Genomic DNA, 20,791 nt, shown 5'->3' with positions numbered 1-20,791 from the left:
GGTGGTAACGCGATAATCAAAATCGTCCCTTATTTGAAGGGGCGATTTTTTTATGTTTTTAACCTTCACGCCAGTAATGAACTTAAAGGAGAGTATGTAGGATATGGGTATTTTACAAGATCTTGAATTTCGCGGTCTAATTAATCAGCAAACAGACGCTGAGGGCCTTGAGCAATTATTAGAAAAAGAAAGCGTTAAATTATACTGTGGTTTTGACCCGACAGCGGATAGCTTACACATCGGTCATATGTTACCAGTATTAATGTTACGTCGTTTCCAATTAGCTGGTCACCAACCAATCGCACTTGTTGGCGGTGGTACTGGTATGATCGGTGACCCAAGTGGTAAAAAAGCAGAGCGTACATTAAATACGAAAGATACAGTTGCTTACTACACAGAAAGCATTAAAAACCAACTTTCAAACTTCTTAGAGTTCGAAAACGTGGACAACCCAGCAACAATGGCTAACAACTATGACTGGCTTGGTAACTTAGATGTCATTTCATTCTTACGCGATATCGGTAAAAACTTCGGTTTAAACTATATGTTAGCAAAAGATACAGTAGCATCTCGTTTAGAAACTGGTATTTCATTTACTGAGTTTAGTTATATGATTTTACAATCATACGACTTCCTAAACTTATACCAACACCATAAGTGCCGCCTACAAATCGGTGGTAGTGACCAATGGGGTAACATTACAGCTGGTCTTGAATTAATCCGTAAATCAGAAGAAGATGCGAAAGCATTCGGTTTAACAATTCCACTAGTTACTAAATCTGACGGTACGAAGTTTGGTAAAACAGAAGGCGGCGCAATTTGGTTAGACCCAGAGAAAACAACTCCTTACGAGTTCTACCAATTCTGGATTAACACAGATGACCGCGACGTTGTTAAATACTTAAAATACTTCACATTCTTATCTCATGAAGAAATTCTTGAGCTTGAAAAACAAGTAGCTGAAGCGCCAGAAAAACGTGCAGCACAAAAGGCATTAGGTTCTGAAATGACAAAACTTGTTCACGGCGAAGAAGCATTAGAGCAAGCGATTAAAATTTCAGCTGCATTATTCAGCGGTTCTGTAGCAGAACTAACTGCAAGCGAAATCGAGCAAGGATTCAAAGACGTACCATCTGTAGAACGTACTGCAGAAGATACAGTATTAATCGACTTACTTGTAGAAAGCAAAATCTCTCCATCAAAACGTCAAGCACGTGAAGATGTAACGAACGGCGCAATCTACGTAAACGGTGAGCGTACACAAGCGTTAGACTACGTTGTAACAGAAAACGACCGCATCGAAGGTAAATTCACAATCATTCGCCGCGGTAAGAAGAAATATTTCTTAATTCGTTACTAATAAATAAAAAGCTTTGAGGAAATTCCTCAAAGCTTTTTTGTTTTAATCTCCTTTTCGAGTTCATACGGAAATCACATGTAAGCGGTATGATAAATGTATAATAACTAGAAAGGAGTGGTAAAACAAAATGTCACTAGAAGCGCTCATTATTTTTTCTTTGCTAAATGCGGGTCAGCTTGCAGAGAATTCTAAGGTGGATGTACATAAAGAGCAGAAAGATGCTTATGTATATGTTCAGAAAGAGGAAAATAAATAATTTTAATATATATAAATAAGAGCTACTCGAAGTAACTGTTTTGGCGTCTTCGGTAGCTTTTTGAATTATGAATAAATAGGAATTAATTCTCGCTTAAAATCTTCGTACATTTCAAAGGCAATTTTCATGATTTCTTTGAGTTCATCGTAACTGTGGAAGCATACTGCCGGCAATCTTTCAGAACCATTGGATAATACTTTTACAAACATATCCCATGAATTCCCAACTCTAACTTCACCATTATACCTTGCAGACCAAATGAACTCAACAAGCCCATATTTTAAGCTGATATTGAATCTGAAAGTATAGAAATCCTTGTTCTTTACTTCACCAACAATAAAAAAGTTTTCTTTTTTCATAAAACGAGCTTTATAGCCAAGAGACTCAAATACTGCAATTACTTTTTCGTTTTCATAGTTTTCAAGTGTATTTTCCCTATGAGAAAACTTTTCTGATAGGGCTTTATATCTCTGAATAAAATCAATTTTTGCAAGACTGGATTGTATTTCAGGTTGTAATGAATAAGGCAAAAGTTATTCCCCCTAAAATATTAAGTCTGTCCTTGTTTTTGGGTCATTACTTCATATATCTTTAAGGTGAAATCATGAATAAATAGGAATTAATTCTTGTTTAAAATCTTCGTACATTTCAAAGGCAATTTTCATGATTTCTTTGAGTTCATCGTAACTGTGGAAGCATGGACGAAGTATTTTTTCTGTATCATTGGATAATACGTCTACAAACATAGCCCAAGATGTTCCAGTTCTAACTTCACCAGTGTGCCATGCCTCCCAAATAAATTCAACGAGTCCATATTTCAAGCTAATATTGAACCTGAAAGTATAGATATCTTTGTTTTTTACTTCTCCTACTCTAAAAAAGTTTTCTTTTTTCATAAAACGAGCTTTATAGCCAAGAGACTCAAATACTGCAATTGCTTTTTCATTTTCATAGTTTTCAAATGTATTTTCTCTATCAGAAAATTTTTCTGATAAGGCTTTATATCTCTTAATAAAATCAATTTTTGTAAGACTGGCTTGTATTTCAGGTTTTAATGAATACGCCAAAAATTACTCCTCCCTAATTTTTAGTATTAGATCAAATAAAGCAGTATACATTTTAGATACATGAAGAAATCCGTCTTTTGTGAGTCGGATTTTTCTTAGTTTAATTCTATTCAAATATTATAATTGTTAATTGAAATGTAGTTATTTTTAGCAAGATTTTGCAGTTAGCTATTTAAAAGTGTAAGTATATCTCCTTTAAATATAGCAGCTATTTCCGCTTCCTCTAACGAATCTCCCCATCTAAAAACTATATCATCTTTTGGGCAGAGATGAATGGAAAGGTTAAAATAATCTATTTCATCTTTCCATTTGTTATATTCATTAAATGCTTTTTTGAAGATTTTTCTAACATTTTCTTCCGCAATTATATCATTATTTTTACTTGCAATGATTGTAAATCTTTTAGGATTACTAGAAACTATTTCAATGGCATCTGGAAGTTTCTCAAGACAAAACTCTGCAATACTTGAGTAGAAAGTTGTTCCTCCAGTTTCCATTTCAACTTCTGGACCCTTATTAAATCCCTCAAGTTTCCATTTGGTTTGAAGAGCTTTCCATACCTTTCGGTATTTTTCAATTTTAGAGTTTTTGTCTTTGATTTCAATAGCTGCAAGCAAGTAGAATTTGTAGACATTAGTCAAATCATGTTTCATAAATACTTGCTTGATTTCAGTGCCACATACTTCTTTGAATTGTTTTTTTTCATCTGAGCTAAATAACATGGAGCCATTAACACTGAATAAACTTAAATTTGGTAAATTCCCGACTCTTTTGATTGCTTCATCCTTACTAAACCATTTGTAGTATGAGAATGCATCTTCTTCTACTTCATTCCAACACTTCATTTTACCACCTCAATTTTAATAGTCATAATGATTCCCATGTATATCATTGAAATGTGATCCTCTATTTTGAGATGGATCATCTGGATAAGTATGACCGCCTGAATGCTCTCTTATAATCTTACCATCTTTGAAATGATAGTCTCTTCCAGGAATAGGGTTCCCTCTTTTATCTACAGCTGGTGTCACCTTAGTTGGCTGTTCATTAACAGGAATACCGCTTGCTCTCTTAGCTTCGTTGAAAGCTCCACCTCTCTTAGCTCCTTTAGGAGTAAAATTTGGCGGTCTTTGTCCTTTCTCTGCTTTTACATAGTCTTTGTAGTTAGGTTTTACTGTCTGCATAACTCTTTCGCCAGACTTACCAAAAGAATACTGAAACCTTTGCAAAGTATCGATACTATTTTGAACGGTATTATACCATACAAATGCACCATGTGTAGCAACACCTGCTCCAGCGGTTGTAAGAGCTAAATCAGCTGGGATAACAATTGGTGATGCTGCCCCGAAAGTTACTCCTTCTAACAATACGGTTCCAACATTTGATCCTGTTACAATAGCTATACCGCCCAAAATTTCAAAAATAGATCCTACCCCTGATACAAAATTCCCCACAAGATTTCCGACTTGAAAGGTTGTTTTGTTTTCTAATTCATTGCCCATTGGTAATTCTACGCCTGTAAAGTTTTCAGCAGCTGAATTACAAATTCCTTGGAAGAATTCCCAAGCGCCAATAGCTGTTTTTTGGTACCACGGTCTATTAGCTTCTTGTTCCTGCAAAGCCATTTTTTCTTCAATTTCTTTTTTTATTTCGGCTTCTTGAACTCTTTCCTCTGCAATTTTTTGAATAGAGGTTATCCATTCCATATTCAACCCTTGTGTACTAAATGTACCACTGACGGGACTAAAACCTTTTCCGCTTTGTACTTCAGCTAAACCTGTCGTGATACTAGCGGCTAATTGAATCGCTGTATTATAGTTATCACTAGATGTTTGATTAAATTCATATAGGTGCTCTAGCTTTTCTTGAAGTTTACGCCTCATGTCAGCAAATAGATTTACTATAGCATCCATGCCCGAGATAGGCATAGCTTGATTGATTGCTTCCGTACTTGCTATCATTCGGTCAATTTCTCGAATTTGTTCTAATATCTCTTGTTCAATTATATCTGTAGAAGCGACCTGTGATTGAAATTGATTTGGAAATGCATTATTCTGACGGATTAATTCTTCGCATAAGTAAATGATTCCTTGTGCTAACGGACGAAAGGTTTGTAAGAAATATGCTTTTGCACTGCTATATGTTTGTCCTTGTAGAACAGTATCCAATGCAAAAGCGTCAATAGAATGAATAATTTGTTCCATACCTTGAATAGTAGTGGTACAGAAAGAGTTCATACTTTCTGTTTGAGCTTGTACTTCACCGAGATACATATTTAAAGACATGAACTTTCCCTCCTCTTACAAGAAAATAATACCAATTTAAGGAAGGGATTGTAAATGGAATATTCTAATAATTCGGCAGTTAAAGAGATAATTGTTCATTAAGTTTTTTTAATCTTATTCAGATGCTCGGGTGATGAAGAGGTTTTTAAGTTGAATGTAAATAGAAAAAGGGAAGGTATAGATTATGTACAAATAAATACGTTGTAAAAATCATGTTAACAAAAGGAGAGTACAGCAAAGAAAAATGAGTTGTGGGGTAGAATGTAGTGTTTTTTTAGTGTTAGAAGAAGGGGGGAGGTTTTTATTAATGTGGATAAAAAATGGATGAAATTCTAGAGAGAGGGTTAAGTTTTATTTTGTTACATTGTTTTGTTTTTATACATATAATCGGCTATATTCAATAAAAAAAGCCCAGGCCCCTTGATAAACAAGGTTCCTAAGGCTTTTAATAATACTCTTTGCAGAGTACCGAGATTAACGAGAGTAGAACTCTACGATTAATGCTTCGTTGATTTCAGCTGGTAACTCAGAACGCTCAGCGTGACGAGTGTAAGTAGCTTCTAATTTGTCAGCATCGAAAGTTAGGTATTCTGGTACGAAGTTGTTAACTTCGATCGCTTCTTTAACAACAACAAGGCTGTTAGATTTTTCGCGAACGCTGATAGTTTGACCAGGTTTTACACGGTAAGATGGGATATCTACGCGAGCGCCATCAACCATGATGTGACCGTGGTTTACTAATTGGCGAGCTGCACGACGAGTGCGAGCTAAGCCCATACGGTAAACTAAGTTGTCAAGACGAGCTTCAAGAAGGATCATGAAGTTTTCGCCGTGCTTACCAGGCATTTTACCTGCTTGGTCAAATGTGCGACGGAATTGACGCTCAGTCATGCCGTACATGTGACGAAGTTTTTGTTTCTCTTGTAATTGTAAACCGTATTCTGAAAGTTTCTTACGTTGGTTAGGACCGTGAGGACCTGGTGCGTAAGGGCGTTTTTCTAATTCTTTTCCTGTGCCGCTTAGAGAGATTCCAAGACGACGAGACAGTTTCCAAGCTGGACCTGTATAACGAGCCATAGTTGACTCCTCCTTTAAAAATGTTTTTATTTACGTAAAATAAAAACAGACGTAATCGATATTTACGGGCATTTTGTTTTCATGTACCTTCGCTCCAGCAGCAGGGAGTTACGAGATACACCTCCGTAGAGGAACAAAATACAAACGATAAACTCACATTACAAGGCTGCCTTTTTATTTTACACAAACGCTATTATATCTTTTACCCAGAGTTTCGTCAAGCGAGTACGTTTTTGTTTTATGCATAAAAATTTTGGAAATTAATATAAGAAGGAATTTAAAACAATATAGAAGAAGAGATAGAAACACAAATAAAACGCTTACATAAAATGAAGGGAAACGTTCATCAAATTTTTATGGATGAATATGCGGCAATAAAAACATAAGGGGGATGTTTTTATGAAAAAGAAGCATATGGAGACAGCGTTAATTCATCACGGTTATACACCTGAGGAACATAAAGGAAGTTTAACACCACCTTTATTTCAAACTTCTACATTTACATTTGAGACTGCGCAGCAAGGAGAGGCGAGTTTTGCGGGAGTGGATCCATCTTATATTTACTCACGGCTTGGAAATCCAACTGTGAAATTATTTGAAGAACGTATGGCGGTGTTAGAAGGAGGAGAAGAGGCACTTGCCTTCGGGTCTGGTATGGCAGCTATTTCAGCGACTTTAATCGGTTTTTTAAAGGCTGGAGATCATATTATTTGTTCAAATGGATTATACGGATGCACGTACGGTTTTTTAGAAGTGTTAGAAGAAAAATTTATGATTACGCATTCGTTTTGTGATATGGAGACAGAGGCTGATATTGAAAATAAAATTCGCCCAAATACAAAGCTTATTTTCGTTGAAACACCAATTAATCCAACGATGAAATTAATTGATTTAAAACAAGTGATTCGGGTTGCGAAGCGAAAAGGCTTACTTGTTATTGTTGATAATACATTTTGTTCACCTTATTTACAAAGACCGCTTGAGCTTGGCTGTGACGCTGTTGTGCATAGTGCGACAAAATATATTGGTGGTCACGGTGACGTTGTAGCGGGCGTAACAATTTGTAAAACGAAAGCATTAGCTGAAAAGATTCGCACGATGCGAAAGGATATCGGCGGTATTATGGCACCGTTTGATGCGTGGTTATTATTACGCGGGTTAAAGACGTTAGCAGTAAGAATGGATCGTCATTGTGATAATGCAGAAAAAATTGTATCGTTCCTAAGAAAACATGATGCGGTAGAAGGTGTTTGGTATCCAGAAGGGGAGTTAGCATCTCGTCAAATGAAACGCGGGGGCGGTGTTATTTCTTTTTCAGTAAAAGGCGGAAAAGAAGAGACGCAAGCGTTTATTAATGATCTTCACTTTATTACAATTGCGGTGAGTTTAGGAGATACAGAAACGTTAATTCAGCATCCAGCAACGATGACGCACGCTGCGATTCCAGCTGAACTAAGAAAAGAAATGGGCATTTTCGATAATTTAATACGCTTATCAGTCGGTTTAGAATCGTGGGAGGATATCGTTTCTGATTTAGAGCAGGCATTAAAGAAAATATCTACTGTAAATCAATGAAAAAAGAGTGAGCTATCGGTTTTGTACAGGGCGTACTAAATCGATAACTCGCTCTTTTCTTTTTACATATGTTTTAGGAGTGTTTCCACAAACTTTTCTAAATAGCGCTGATCTACTTCATCAAAACGATTCTTTTCAGGACTATCAATGTCAAGTACACCAATGACAGCTCCTTCTTTCACAATTGGTACAACGATTTCTGAATTAGAAGCACTATCGCAAGCGATGTGACCTGGGAATTGGTGAACGTCTGCTACAAGCTGTGTTGTTTTCGTTTCAGCTGCTACGCCGCAAACGCCTCGTCCAAATGGAATGCGTACGCAAGCAGGCATTCCTTGGAACGGTCCAAGGACAAGCTGATTTCCTTCTGTTACGTAAAAGCCAACCCAATTAACGCGATCTAAAAATTGGTTTAATAATGCGGAAGCATTTGATAAGTTTGCGACTACGTTTGATTCGCCAGTTAATAACGCATCCAGTTGTTTAATTACTGTCTCATATTGCTGCACACGAGATCCTGCATAACTTTCTTTAGTAAACATGGAAACAGCTCCTTTTTTATCGAGATGTGTAAAATATTAGCAAAATACGATGTATTTCACATGACTTTGTCGATAGAAAATTAAAGGAATTTGTCTTAAAAGTCAAGAAATTTAAACTATAGCTGTTCAGTGAGGGGAAGTGAGCGCATGAAGCAGACGAAACAAAAAGTAATTGATGCGGCAATATCGTTGTTTAATACGAAAGGTTATGATGGAACGTCGGTGCGAGACATTGCAAAGCGAGCGGATGTGAATGTAGCGAATATTTCATATTATTTTGCTGGGAAGCAAGGTTTATTAGAACAGCTTATTACTGATTTTTTAGAAGGATATATTCATGTGATTGAAATGTCGTTTGAACAGAGAGAGTATTTGTCGGCTAAAGATGTAATGGTGCAAATGGTGCGCGGGATTTTACGATATCAATTTGAAAATAGAGAACTAACACGTTTCTTCTACCGAGAGCTTTCGCTTGATACGACATTAATTCGTGAAGTGATGACCGTTTATTTTTCTAAAGAAAGATATTATATAGAACAAATGATTAGACAAGGACAAATGAAACAAGAATTTCAGAAAGTATCATTTACAATGTTTATGACGCAATTAAAAGGTATGATAAGTATGCCGTTTTTATATCCACAATATATATCAGAAGTACTCCATTCTTTCCCGTCTGAGACATTTTTCATAGAAATGTATACGAAAGAGATTGAGCAATGGATGGAACAAGCATTATGTAAAGCGAATATGTACCATGAATGGCCAAGAGCTGTTCATATGTGAAGAATCCCCACCTAACGAACTGAGGTGGGGATTTTTATGTTTACTTTTCTTTGCCATAAATTGTTACATAATAGCGCGATAATTGTTAATGCAGCTCCAGCGATTTCAATTTTATCGACTGTATAACCTCGAAAGATAGAACCAATGAGTGCAAGGATAGGAACTAAATTCATAAATAATATGCCGTTAATAGATGAAATATAGCGATTTCCCATATTCCAGCAAAATACAGCGATAACGCCTGCGATAATCGACATATAAAAGAGCTCAAAACGAACGCTCACAACTGTACGCAGTGATGGCATAGTAACTATATTTGTGTACGTTAAGAAAGTAACAATAACGATGAGTGAAATGGAGCCAAATAAACAAGTTAATGTCGTGTACCTAAGTGGTGACCAAGATTGAAAACGAGCACCCCCGTTTGTATAAATGACCCAGCAAGTAACGCCGCATAGCATCAATATGTTTGTTGATAAGTGGCTTGCAGCTCCAAATAATAAGTGAATATTTCCTTTTGAAATGACAAGCATAACACCAAGTAATGCAACGAACATACAAAGGAATGTATAGTTTTGTGGGCGGCGATTTTGGGTTATCCATTGCAGTGATAAGGCAATCAGTGGCATAAGGGATTGAATCATAGCTGCATGGATTGCTCCGGAAGGTCCGGCAAGTTGCTGTCCGTAGAAAACGAGAAAACCATACCCCGCGAAACCGACTGTCCCGTAAAAGAATAGAGAAAGTGTTCTTTTTTCTAAGCGGAGTGAAGTCTTTCCTTCAGTAATTAATAGCAAAATAAGAAAAATAATAGCTGCTGATCCATAGCGAAGCGTTGTGAAGAAGAATGGATCGATAAATTGCAGAGCACTTGCCATTACAGGAAACATAAATCCCCAGGCAGTGACGGCGAGTAAGCATAGAAAGGATCCGAGTAGCATTTGTTTTTTGTTCAAGAGTATCTTTCCCCTTTACATTTCGTTATAGTAAGTTGATGAAATAAGTATAAAGAGTAATTGTTTATAGGAGGAAATATCGATTTCTTATAACGGTTATAACTTTTTGTTAGAGGTGTGTATGATGGATTTGGAGGCAGTACGATCGTTTATTGAAGTGAAGCATACGCGAAGTTTATCAAAGGCAAGTAAGATTTTACATATATCACAACCAGCGCTTAGTAAACAAATTCAAAAGTTAGAAGCGGATTTAGAGGTTACTTTACTTAAACGTTCTGCGCAAGGAGTAGAGTTAACGGAGGCAGGAGAGTTATTTATAAAAAGAATGTTACCGATTTTGGAGCAAATAAATGAAGTGAAAACAGAAATGAGGGGGTATCAAGAGAACCGGAAGTTTTCAATTGGTATACTACCGAGTTTAGCGGAGCATTACATATCAGAATGTAAAAATATATTAGGTGATGAGTTCGAAGTGGAATGGCAAATCGGGCATACGGAAGTATTAAGAGATTTATTTAAAGCGCGGGAGATTGACGCGATGTTCATCGATTCAGTAGTGGAAGGTGCTACGTATATAAAAGAAGTGCAACAAGAGAAAATTGTTTGTGCCGTTTCAAATAATCATCCGTACAAAGAGAAGATAGTCATTCAAATAGAAGAGCTGCACAATGAAAAATTAATTGTATATCCAGAAATATGTGATGTAAGGAAAATGATTATGAACATGTTTCATGAAATAGGTGTAAAACCAACTATAGCTGTGGAAACATCTTACGCAGAACCGATGCTTGCAATGGTAAAAGCTGGCCTTGGTATCACGTTACTTCCAGAAAGGGCAGTAGAGCAGTCTGTAAGGCAAGGAAATGTACATGTAATTTCTGTTGAACCACCACTCATGCGGAAAATTTATTTCGTATCCCATACGAAAGATTGTTTGTTATTACAATCATTTGAGGATAGGGAGTGAGGTAGGCGGAATATTGAGAAAGATTACAATCACATTGAAAGAAACATGAAATTTTAAAAAAAACTAGGTCAAAAACAAACCATTACATGGTATGATTAGTACATTGTTAGTTGTTAAATATAGGGGAATTCCCTTTTTATACATAATGCCTTCCATTTCATAAACGGAACGGACAAAAAAAGAGATATAACTAGGAGGCTTTTTTGCATGGATTCTATCCTGACGATCGTTATCATTGTAGTAAGCTCTATTCTAGTGCTGCTCATGATAGAGCTTGTGATAAGAAATCGTTCATATAAAGATATTGAAGCACTGGAGCAGTGGAAACAAGAGATAAAAGATAAACCTGTGGCAGATGAACTAAAACGGGTAAAAGATTTAAACATGACGGGTCAAACAGAAGAACTGTTTGGTAAATGGCGTGAAGAATGGGATGAAATTGTATCAACAACCCTTCCGAAAGCTGACAAAGATTTAGCGCAAGCGCGAAAATTCGCCTCGCAATTCTCCTTCCGAAAAGCAAAGCATGCGATGAACGAATCCATAAGTGGTTTAGATGACGCTGATAATCGTATTACTGACATTTTAAATGAATTACAGCAATTGTTAGAAAGCCATGAGAAAAATAGCTCGGAAATTGAAGGGTTACGTGATACATATCGTAGTATGAAAAAGAGTGTTCTTGCTCATAGACATATGTATGGAGCAGCAGAGCAGAAAATCGAAGAGATGCTAGACGCTGAATCTGAGAAATTTAAAACCTTTGAAGAAGCAACAAACAATGGCGACTATTTAAAAGCGAGAGAAATTGTTATTAGTTTGGAAGAAGGTTTAGCAGATTTAGAAATCATTATTCACCAAATTCCAGATTTATTGGTAGAGTGTCAAGCGACGTTACCAGTTCAGCTGGAAGATTTATTACACGGACATAATGATATGGTAAGACAAGGTTATGTATTAGATTATTTGGAAGTCCCTAAAGAAGTTCGCGATATGACGAAACAACTACAAACATGTTTAATGGATATACAGGAGCTTCATATAACAGAAGCGGCTGAAAAAGTAGAAAACTTAAAAACACGTTTAGATGGCTTCTACGATCAATTGGAACAAGAAGTACATGCGAGACATTATGTGGAGCAAAAAACACTTTCTGTTTACGATGACTTAGAAGAAATGCGTATCGAAACGATTGAAACGAAAACAGAAACACAACTTGTGAAACAAAGCTATCAGTTACAAGATAAAGACATTGAGTCTCAAAAAGTAATTGAAAAGCAAATGCACATTTTAACGAAACGTTTTGAAATGCTACAATTACGCGTTGCAGAACAAGATATTGCCTTCTCTATTATTCGTGAGGAACTAGAAGAGGTTTATGAGCAATGTGAAACGTTAAAAGTACTTCATGCAGAATATAAAGAAATGCTGCAAGCGATGCGCAAAGAAGAATTTGAAGCACGTGAGAAGTTACAAGAAATGCGAAATACTATTTTCGAAACGAAACGCTTTATGCAAAAGTCGAATTTGCCAGGTCTTCCAGAGAGTATTATGGAAGATTTAAAAAGAGGGCAAATGGCAATGCAAGCTGTATATGAACAATTAGAAGTGAAGCCGTTAAATATGAACGCTGTAAATAGCAGTTTAGAAGAAGCATACACAACTGTGAACGGTGTGGCTGAAATGACAGAAGAGTTAATTGGACAAGCATATTTAGTGGAAAAATTAATTCAGTACGGTAACCGTTACCGTAGTCATGATGAAAACCTAGCAGAAAGTTTAAATTATGCTGAGAAATTATTCCGTGAATACCAATACGATGCAGCTTTAGAACAAGCGGCTTCAGTATTAGAGCAACTTGAACCTGGCGTTGTTCAAAAAATAGCTGAATATGTAGACAATGAACAAACCCTTTCATAAAAGGGTTTGTTTTTTTGTGTAATTTTGCAGACGATGTTGCTATAATGAATAGCGGAATACAGCAAGGTTATTCGTTTCAAAATAAAGTGAAACTGTAATCAGTAGGAGGATTCATCCCCATTGATTACTAGCCTTCACCAATCGGGCATTTACGGACAGCCCGACTCCTACCTAACTTCTTTGCTCTAACTGGATTTTGAGGTGAGAGTCTTATTGCCCGTTCATGCGGGATAAAGTGAAACTGTAATAGGAGGGCATCCTCGACAATTATTAGCCTTCACCAATCGAGATAAAATGGAACCTTTGCGTAGTCTTAGCGTAATGACACGTATTTATGATATTATTATACGATGTGATAGCGCTGAAAGGGGAAGAACGATGATCTATTTTGATAATAGTGCGACGACGAAGCCATATCCAGAAGCTCTTCAATCGTACGTGACGGTTGCTGGGAAATATTTTGGTAATCCTTCTTCTATTCATTCGCTTGGAGGAGAGGCAGAGCGTCTATTAACACAATCAAGAACGATTGCAGCGCAGCTTCTTCGTGTTAAACCTTCTGAAATTATTTTCACATCAGGTGGAACAGAAGGGAATAACCTTGCGATTAAAGGGATAGCGATGAGGAATCGTTCGCGCGGCAAACATATCATTACAACAAATATTGAACACGCGTCTGTGTTTGAGGCATATAAGCAATTAGAAGAACTCGGGTTTGATGTAACATATTTACCGGTTAACGAGCATGGTGTTGTGTCGGTAGAAGATGTGAAACGAGCACTTCGTGAAGATACGATTCTTGTGTCAATTATTCATGTGAACAACGAAACTGGAGCAATTCAGCCCGTTGCTGAAATTGGAACGTTATTATCGAATCATCCGAAAATAAGATTCCATGTAGATCATGTACAAGGGATAGGGAAAGTACCGCTTGATTTATATGCTTCTCATATTGATCTTTGCTCAATATCTGGACATAAATTCCATAGTGTAAAAGGAACGGGTCTTCTATATGTACGCGATGGCGTAAGATTAGATCCAATTTTATCAGGTGGTCAACAAGAGCTTAAGTATCGCTCTGGTACAGAGAATTTACCTGGCATTGTAGCGATGGTGAAAGCACTTCGCATGACAATGGAACAAGTGAAAGAAAAGGTAGCTCATTTGCAAAGTTTACAAGCAGAGCTTGTTCGTTTCTTTAAAGAGATGGAAGATGTAACGATTAACACGTCGCTTGCATATGCAGCACCGCACATTTTAAATGTATCATTTGTTGGTTTAAAACCAGAAGTAGTCGTTCATGCTTTAGAAGAACACGGTGTATATGTGTCAACGAAATCTGCTTGTTCTTCAAAAGCAAATGAAGTGAGCAGAGTGTTAGTGTCAATGGGAGTGCCGCATGCAGCAGCTGCAAGCGCTATTCGTATTAGTTTGGCACCAGAAAACACAATGGAAGAAGTAAAACAATTTGAAGGTATTGTAAAAGAGACGATGCCAAAATTATATGAAGTGATGAGGTAAAGAAATTATGTTGAAATATGAATATATTTTAGTGCGTTACGGAGAAATGACGACAAAAGGTAAGAACCGTTCTAAGTTTGTAAGCACATTAAAAGATAACGTGAAGTTCAAACTGAAAAAATTCCCAAATATTAAAATCGATGCAACACACGATCGTATGTACATCCAGTTAAATGGTGAAGATCATGAAGCAGTCTCTGAAAGATTGAAGGATGTATTTGGTATTCATAAGTTTAACTTAGCGATGAAAGTACCATCAGAATTAGAAGACATTAAAGAAGGTGCATTAGCAGCTTTCTTACAAGTAAAAGGTGATGTGAAAACATTTAAAATTACTGTACACCGTTCTTATAAGCATTTCCCAATGAGAACGATGGAATTATTACCTGAGATTGGCGGACACATTCTAGAAAACACAGAAGATATTACAGTAGATGTTCATAATCCAGATGTAAATGTACGCGTAGAGATCCGCAGTGGCTATAGCTATATCATGTGCGATGAGCGTATGGGAGCTGGTGGTTTACCAGTTGGCGTTGGCGGAAAAGTAATGGTACTTCTTTCTGGTGGTATTGATAGCCCAGTAGCAGCTTACTTAACGATGAAACGCGGCGTATCTGTGGAAGCAGTTCACTTCCATAGTCCACCTTTCACAAGTGAGCGTGCAAAACAAAAAGTAATCGATTTAGCGCAAGAGTTAACGAAGTATTGTAAACGAGTAACGCTTCACCTTGTTCCGTTTACAGAAGTGCAAAAAACGATTAATAAAGAAATCCCATCTAGCTATTCAATGACGGTTATGCGCCGTATGATGATGCGTATTACAGAACGTATTGCTGAGGAGCGTAACGCACTTGCAATTACGACTGGTGAAAGTCTTGGACAAGTAGCAAGCCAAACGTTAGATAGTATGCATACGATTAACGAAGTAACAAACTATCCAGTTATTCGTCCGCTTATTACGATGGATAAATTAGAGATTATTAAAATCGCTGAAGAAATCGGCACGTATGATATTTCAATTCGTCCATATGAAGATTGCTGTACTGTATTCACACCAGCAAGCCCAGCGACGAAGCCGAAACGTGAAAAAGCAAATCGTTTTGAAGCGAAATACGATTTCACACCATTAATCGATGAAGCTGTAGCGAACAAAGAAACAATGGTATTACAAACGGTAGAAGTAGTGGCGGAAGAAGAAAAATTTGAAGAACTTTTCTAAAACCATAAATTACCATATCTAAAACGTGTATGAAGTCATGTTATTTATCACACTCTATACTCACAAGGAGGTGATATAACATGTCACGTAGCACAAATAAATTAGCGGTTCCTGGTGCTGAATCAGCATTAGACCAAATGAAATACGAAATCGCTCAAGAGTTTGGTGTTCAACTTGGAGCTGATGCAACAGCTCGCGCTAACGGTTCTGTTGGTGGTGAAATCACTAAACGTCTAGTTTCACTAGCTGAGCAACAATTAGGCGGTTTCCAAAAATAATCCCATATGATGGCTTAGAAAGAGCGGGTTCTCCCGCTCTTTCTTTTTTTGTGTTGTGTCGCTATTTGTCGGTAAGTCGATGTAATTTCGTTTACTAATTCGACAGAACTGAAAAATTTGTCAAAAGAAGAGGGTTCAAAATTAACAGAAAATTCTTTATTATATAAAGGAGGCATAAAGAAAAGGGAGGATATTTTATGAAGCGAGAAGAATTGTTGGCGCCACCGTCTTATAATTTAGTTTCTGAAATAGAGAAATATACAGGTGATAAAGGGAAGTTAGCTTTAATTTGGCAAGATGATAAAGGGAATCGAAGGGAAGTTACATACGCTGAATTAATGCAAGGTGCGAATAAAATTGGAAACGCTTTTATAAAAAGTGGTTTGCAAAAAGGGGACAAGCTTCTCATTATGATGCCGCGTTTAATTGAAGCGTACATGACGTATATTGCTGCTATTAAAGCAGGATTTGTCGTAATTCCAAGCTCGGAAATGTTACGTAAAAAAGATATAGAATATCGAATTGGACATGGAGAAGTAAAAGCGATAGTAAGCTATGAGCCGTATATTAGGCAGTTTGATGATATAGAAGCGATGGAATCTCTTCGAAAATTTGTCCTGAGCGAGCAGTCAGTAGATGGATGGGTTAATTTAAAAACAGCGTTAGAAACAGAGAGTGACATGTTAGAAATGGCGAAGACAGATAAAGAAGATATGGTCTTTTTATCTTACACGTCAGGAACGACAGGAAATCCAAAAGGTGTCGTTCATACACATGCGTGGGCATACGCTCATTTACGTACGAGCGCTCCAAATTGGCTCGGAATTGAAGAGAATGATATTGTATGGGCAACAGCTAGTCCAGGCTGGCAAAAGTGGATTTGGAGCCCGTTTTTAGCAACTTTAGGATCAGGGGCAACAGGGTTTGTATATCACGGTAAGTTTGAACCGAAAACGTACCTGAATTTATTAGACGATAATAAGGTGAATGTGCTTTGTTGTACACCGACTGAGTATAGATTAATGGTAAAGGTAGAAGATTTAAGTCAGTACAATTTAGAGGCATTACATAGCGCTGTATCCGCAGGAGAACCGTTAAATAGAGAAGTTATTGAAACATTCCAAAAGCACTTTCATATTACAGTAAGAGACGGCTATGGGCAAACGGAAAATACATTACTTGTTGGTGTAATGAAAGGGATGGATATTAGACCAGGATCAATGGGGAAACCAACGCCAGGTAACCACGTCGATATCGTAAATGAGGAAGGTACTCCAGTTAAAGTAGGCGAAGTTGGTGATATTGCAGTTCACATTGAAACGCCAGCCCTCTTTAAACAATATTACAAAGACGATGAACGTACAGCGATGCAATTCCGCGGTGATTATTATATTACAGGGGATAAAGCGAAGAAAGATGGAGACGGCTACTTCTGGTTTGAAGGGCGCGGTGATGATATCATTATTAGTTCTGGTTATACAATCGGGCCGTTTGAAGTAGAGGATGCTCTTGTAAAACATCCGTACGTAAGAGAATGTGCAGTTGTCGCAAGTCCTGATGAAATTCGTGGAAGTGTCGTGAAGGCATTTATCGTATTAAGAGAGAATATAGAAAAGAACGAAGAAACATTAATTCCAACACTCCAACAACACGTCAAAGAACTCACTGCACCATATAAATACCCTCGCAAAATTGAATTTGTAGATGAACTACCAAAAACGATTTCTGGAAAAATTCGCCGTATTGAACTTAGAAAACAAGAGATGGAGATTCCGTCAAAATAATTTTGAAAACAGTGAAGTAAATAGTTGAATGAAATGCAAAACAATGATAATATAAAAACGAACACAAGTTCGATTTTATAAACTTAAAAAAGAGGTGTCCGTATGATTTTAGGTATTAATCCGTACTTAGTTTTAGATGGTAGTGGGCAAGAAGCTGTACAGTTTTATAAAGAGGCTTTAGATGCAAAAGTAGAAGTTATGCAAACTTTTGGTGACATGCCTGAAAATCCAGAATACCCGATTCCAGCTGAAGCGAAAGAGCGCGTTTTACACGCTACTTTAAAAGTTGGTAATACGGATCTTATGATTTCTGATACATTCCCAGGTCAAGGGCATGCAATCGGATCTCAAGTAACAATCGCAATTCAAATTAGTAATGCAGAAAAAGCAAAAGAAGTATTCGATAAGTTACAAGAAGGTGGAGAAGTTATCATGCCACTTCAAGAAACATTCTGGAGCCCAGCATACGGACAAGTAAAAGATAAATTTAATATTGAATGGCAAGTTACAACATCTACTACTGAACAAAAGTAATTTTTAGAAAAGCACCATGTTTTGAAATGGTGCTTTTTTTTATACAATAAAAAATAAAGGAGATGGGATATATGGGAGAAATTTGGTATGGCGGCACCATTTACACAGTGAGAGAAGAAAATGAAAAAGTGGACGCTGTTTACATTGAAAACGGTACGATCGTTGATGTTGGAAGTAAAGAAGAGTTAGAAAACCAATATGCCGCGGTTACATTGCACGATTTAAAAGGCAAAACGATGATTCCAGGTCTCGTTGATAGCCACATGCACCTTATTGGGCATGGGGAGAGATTGCTTCGTTTAGATTTATCAAATTGCACATCTTATGGCGAAGTGCTTACTCTTGTTCAGAAGCGAGTGGAAGAAGCTCCAAAGGGCTCTTGGATTATTGGAGAAGGATGGAATGAAAATAACTTTACAGATACAAAAGATGTTCACGCGCGTGATTTAGATGAAATTTCGAAAGAACATCCCATTTTACTAAAGAGAGTTTGTCGTCACGTTACATGGGTGAATGCATACATACTGCAAGAAGCGAATATAACAGCAGCGACAGAAGATCCAAAAGGCGGGAAAATTGGTAGGGATTCATCAAATAAGTTAACAGGGCTTTTATATGAACAAGGGCAAGAATTAATTAAACATGTTCAGCCAGAAATTGATGAAGCTTATTTACAAAGAGCTCTGCAAACAGCGATTAAAGATTGCTGGAAATACGGACTTGTTGGCGGGCATACGGAAGATTTAAATTATTATGGTGGTTTTAGAAAAACATATAATGCGTTTTCTCACGTTATAAAAGAAATGCCATTTAAAGCCCATTTGCTCGTTCACCATGAAGTAGCACATGAACGAAAAGAATATGAAAATGAACATTGTATTGAATTTGGAGCAATGAAAATTTTCTCTGACGGTTCTTTTGGCGGAAGAACAGCATTATTAAGTGAACCGTATGAAGATGCGAAGGAAACAAATGGAGTTGCGATTTTCTCACGTGAAGAACTTGCGGAATTAGTAAAGAAAGCACGAGATCTACATATGCCAGTTGCGATTCATACTATCGGTGACTTATCGCTTGAATATGTCATTGATGCACTCGAATTATATCCACCAGCAGAAGGGGTGCGTGACCGCATTATTCATTGTCAGCTTGCTCGTGAAGAGTTGATAGAAAGAATGAAAAACTTGCAAGCCATTATCGATATACAGCCAGTCTTTCTTTCATCAGATTTTCCGTCAGTCATTGAAAAACTAGGCGAGCACCGTCTTCGTTATGCGTACGCTTGGAAGACGTTACTGGAGGCAGGATTACACTGCAACGGTGGCTCAGATGCTCCTATTGAACAAGTGAATCCGTTTCTAGGCATATATAGCGCTGTTACACGTAGAAGTTTTATTGACGGTATATGCTATATGCCTGAGGAAAGATTAACGGTTTATGAGGCTGTTTCTTTATTTACAACAGGAAGTGCCTATGCAATCGGAAAAGAAGCGAAGCGAGGGCAAATTGCAAAAGGATATGAAGCAGATTTTACAATATTAGACCGCAATATTTTTGAAATTGAGGCAGAAGAAATAAAAGAAGTACAAGCAGAAATGACCGTAATAGATGGCCAAGTTGTCTATAGAAAAGATGCGTAAAAATATATGAGCGGTTTTCGGAATATATCGAATTACCGACAAAAACTGACAAGAATAACGGCCGGATAGTAAGAGAGTATTGTTCGCGTCAATCGGGGGAAATAAATAACCGCAGAATTATGGAATTTCATAATTCTGCGGTTATTTTAATCTTATAAAAACGTTCTCTGTACTTTTTCCCAGAAAGAATTGTTTTTTAATTTAACTGTTTTAATTTGTTTATCGCTTAAGCGTACAACAGCTTTTTCCACTTGTTTAATGCTAAGCGCTTCGTTATCCATGCCGATAACAGGATAATCGTTACCGTCTGGTCTTAGTTTTAAAGTTAATGTACGTTCGTGATTTAAAATGAAAGGTGAACCGAGCGTACGGTAAGTGTTGTTGTTTAAAGATGCTAGTTCGCTTACTTGGAAACATGGGATAAGCGGGTCAACAACTGCACCATGCAATGATTTATTGTAAGCAGTACTTCCTGTTGGGGTAGAAACCACTAAACCGTCCCCTCTAAATGTTTCGAAATATAAATCATCAACATGAACATCTACAACGAATGTTTTAATAATGCTAGAACGTAATGAGAACTCATTTAAACAATGGAAAGATGTACTGCCATCTACATCTACTTGAATTGTTGGATATTTTCGCACTTCAATTTCATTTTTTGTAATTTCTTGAAGGGCTGTATCAACGTGATCAATATGGAAATCGCAGTAGAAAGAAATTTCATCTTTCGTAGAAATCCCTGCGTATAAGCAATCTTCTCTAAAACCAGTTTTACGAACGGCTTGTAAGAAGGTTGCATCATCTCCAACACTGACGATAGCGTTTGCATTTTTTTGATGATCTAATATGGTAAATCCATTCTCTTCTAAAATACGATAGATTGGTTTCATTTTTTCAACGAGCGTTGCTTTGTCATCACCATAAAAGAAAAATAAATTGCGACGATCTGCCATTATGTATCCCTCCACTGCAGTTAAATTTTCTGTTTTTCGTGCTACATATCATTAGAGTCCGTTCC

The 20,791-nt window shown here is 37.1% G+C and carries 20 protein-coding genes and 1 other annotated feature (1 of these 21 cut by a window edge); of the genes, 12 read left to right on the top strand and 8 right to left on the bottom strand.

Annotated elements, in window-relative coordinates:
• Nucleotides 1-33 (top strand) — a binding site (T-box leader) (it extends 197 nt beyond the left edge of the window).
• Between the two features lie 70 nt (nt 34-103).
• Nucleotides 104-1,360, top strand: a complete 1,257-nt coding sequence (gene tyrS, locus ACTFP3_RS16705; RefSeq protein WP_000512076.1) for a tyrosine--tRNA ligase — start codon at nt 104-106, stop codon at nt 1,358-1,360.
• A 127-nt stretch (nt 1,361-1,487) separates the two neighbouring features.
• On the top strand, nt 1,488-1,616 hold the full coding sequence (locus ACTFP3_RS16700; protein WP_000050944.1) for a hypothetical protein: 129 nt from the start codon (nt 1,488-1,490) through the stop codon (nt 1,614-1,616).
• A gap of 65 nt (nt 1,617-1,681) precedes the next feature.
• On the opposite strand, the gene ACTFP3_RS16695 is transcribed toward ACTFP3_RS16700, so the two are convergent.
• From ACTFP3_RS16695 to rpsD, 5 genes are all read right to left on the bottom strand, one after another.
• The gene (locus ACTFP3_RS16695) at nt 1,682-2,146 is read right to left on the bottom strand and encodes a hypothetical protein (protein WP_001147019.1); all 465 of its coding nucleotides are present in this window, start codon (nt 2,144-2,146) and stop codon (nt 1,682-1,684) included.
• Between the two features lie 72 nt (nt 2,147-2,218).
• On the bottom strand, nt 2,219-2,683 hold the full coding sequence (locus ACTFP3_RS16690) for a hypothetical protein (RefSeq protein WP_000331787.1): 465 nt from the start codon (nt 2,681-2,683) through the stop codon (nt 2,219-2,221).
• 164 nt (nt 2,684-2,847) lie between these two features.
• Nucleotides 2,848-3,528, bottom strand: a complete 681-nt coding sequence (locus ACTFP3_RS16685; protein ID WP_000650400.1) for a hypothetical protein — start codon at nt 3,526-3,528, stop codon at nt 2,848-2,850.
• Nucleotides 3,529-3,543: 15 nt separating this feature from the next.
• The gene (locus ACTFP3_RS16680) at nt 3,544-4,968 is read right to left on the bottom strand and encodes an HNH/endonuclease VII fold putative polymorphic toxin (RefSeq protein WP_098771140.1); all 1,425 of its coding nucleotides are present in this window, start codon (nt 4,966-4,968) and stop codon (nt 3,544-3,546) included.
• Between the two features lie 474 nt (nt 4,969-5,442).
• Nucleotides 5,443-6,045: a 30S ribosomal protein S4 gene (rpsD, locus tag ACTFP3_RS16675; protein ID WP_000135317.1), complete on the bottom strand. Its 603-nt coding sequence runs from the start codon at nt 6,043-6,045 to the stop codon at nt 5,443-5,445.
• A 399-nt stretch (nt 6,046-6,444) separates the two neighbouring features.
• Between rpsD and megL the strand changes: the two genes are divergently transcribed.
• Nucleotides 6,445-7,620 carry a methionine gamma-lyase gene (gene megL / locus ACTFP3_RS16670; protein WP_098771141.1) on the top strand — a complete coding sequence of 392 codons (1,176 nt, stop codon included), beginning with the start codon at nt 6,445-6,447 and terminating at the stop codon, nt 7,618-7,620.
• 62 nt (nt 7,621-7,682) lie between these two features.
• On the opposite strand, the gene ACTFP3_RS16665 is transcribed toward megL, so the two are convergent.
• Complete coding sequence (locus ACTFP3_RS16665) at nt 7,683-8,162, bottom strand: GAF domain-containing protein (RefSeq protein WP_000494340.1); 480 nt, start codon at nt 8,160-8,162, stop codon at nt 7,683-7,685.
• A gap of 147 nt (nt 8,163-8,309) precedes the next feature.
• Between ACTFP3_RS16665 and refZ the strand changes: the two genes are divergently transcribed.
• A complete protein-coding gene (gene refZ, locus ACTFP3_RS16660; RefSeq protein WP_000814923.1) occupies nt 8,310-8,948 on the top strand; it encodes a forespore capture DNA-binding protein RefZ in 639 nt (212 codons plus the stop codon).
• Nucleotides 8,949-8,959: 11 nt separating this feature from the next.
• Here refZ and ACTFP3_RS16655 read toward each other — a convergent pair whose 3' ends face one another.
• Nucleotides 8,960-9,904: a DMT family transporter gene (locus ACTFP3_RS16655; protein WP_098771142.1), complete on the bottom strand. Its 945-nt coding sequence runs from the start codon at nt 9,902-9,904 to the stop codon at nt 8,960-8,962.
• A 124-nt stretch (nt 9,905-10,028) separates the two neighbouring features.
• Here ACTFP3_RS16655 and ACTFP3_RS16650 point away from each other — a divergent pair, with 124 nt between their 5' ends.
• The 8 genes from ACTFP3_RS16650 to ACTFP3_RS16615 all read left to right on the top strand — a co-directional run bounded on the left by ACTFP3_RS16650 (nt 10,029) and on the right by ACTFP3_RS16615 (nt 19,770).
• Nucleotides 10,029-10,871, top strand: coding sequence for a LysR family transcriptional regulator (locus ACTFP3_RS16650; RefSeq protein WP_071740844.1), 843 nt, complete (start codon nt 10,029-10,031; stop codon nt 10,869-10,871).
• Between the two features lie 207 nt (nt 10,872-11,078).
• Entirely contained in the window at nt 11,079-12,791 is a 1,713-nt protein-coding gene (ezrA, locus tag ACTFP3_RS16645) for a septation ring formation regulator EzrA (protein ID WP_000377303.1), read from the top strand.
• A gap of 378 nt (nt 12,792-13,169) precedes the next feature.
• The gene (locus ACTFP3_RS16640; protein ID WP_000638992.1) at nt 13,170-14,312 is read left to right on the top strand and encodes a cysteine desulfurase family protein; all 1,143 of its coding nucleotides are present in this window, start codon (nt 13,170-13,172) and stop codon (nt 14,310-14,312) included.
• 7 nt (nt 14,313-14,319) lie between these two features.
• Complete coding sequence (thiI, locus tag ACTFP3_RS16635) at nt 14,320-15,534, top strand: tRNA uracil 4-sulfurtransferase ThiI (protein WP_000922337.1); 1,215 nt, start codon at nt 14,320-14,322, stop codon at nt 15,532-15,534.
• Nucleotides 15,535-15,614: 80 nt separating this feature from the next.
• Nucleotides 15,615-15,812 (top strand): alpha/beta-type small acid-soluble spore protein, encoded by a 198-nt coding sequence (locus ACTFP3_RS16630; protein WP_000091639.1) that lies wholly within the window; start codon nt 15,615-15,617, stop codon nt 15,810-15,812.
• Nucleotides 15,813-16,009: 197 nt separating this feature from the next.
• Entirely contained in the window at nt 16,010-17,596 is a 1,587-nt protein-coding gene (gene mbcS / locus ACTFP3_RS16625) for an acyl-CoA synthetase MbcS (RefSeq protein ID WP_440010848.1), read from the top strand.
• A gap of 102 nt (nt 17,597-17,698) precedes the next feature.
• A complete protein-coding gene (locus ACTFP3_RS16620; RefSeq protein WP_000600350.1) occupies nt 17,699-18,130 on the top strand; it encodes a VOC family protein in 432 nt (143 codons plus the stop codon).
• A 71-nt stretch (nt 18,131-18,201) separates the two neighbouring features.
• Nucleotides 18,202-19,770, top strand: coding sequence for an amidohydrolase (locus tag ACTFP3_RS16615; protein WP_000504018.1), 1,569 nt, complete (start codon nt 18,202-18,204; stop codon nt 19,768-19,770).
• A 152-nt stretch (nt 19,771-19,922) separates the two neighbouring features.
• On the opposite strand, the gene ACTFP3_RS16610 is transcribed toward ACTFP3_RS16615, so the two are convergent.
• Complete coding sequence (locus ACTFP3_RS16610) at nt 19,923-20,726, bottom strand: NAD kinase (RefSeq protein WP_440010846.1); 804 nt, start codon at nt 20,724-20,726, stop codon at nt 19,923-19,925.
• Nucleotides 20,727-20,791: the final 65 nt, after the last annotated feature.

The sequence above is a fragment of the Bacillus cereus group sp. MYBK5-2 genome, assembly GCF_051915685.1.
Taxonomy (GTDB): Bacteria; Bacillota; Bacilli; order Bacillales; family Bacillaceae_G; genus Bacillus_A; species Bacillus_A cereus.
This window is presented reverse-complemented; position numbering and strand designations above follow the sequence as displayed.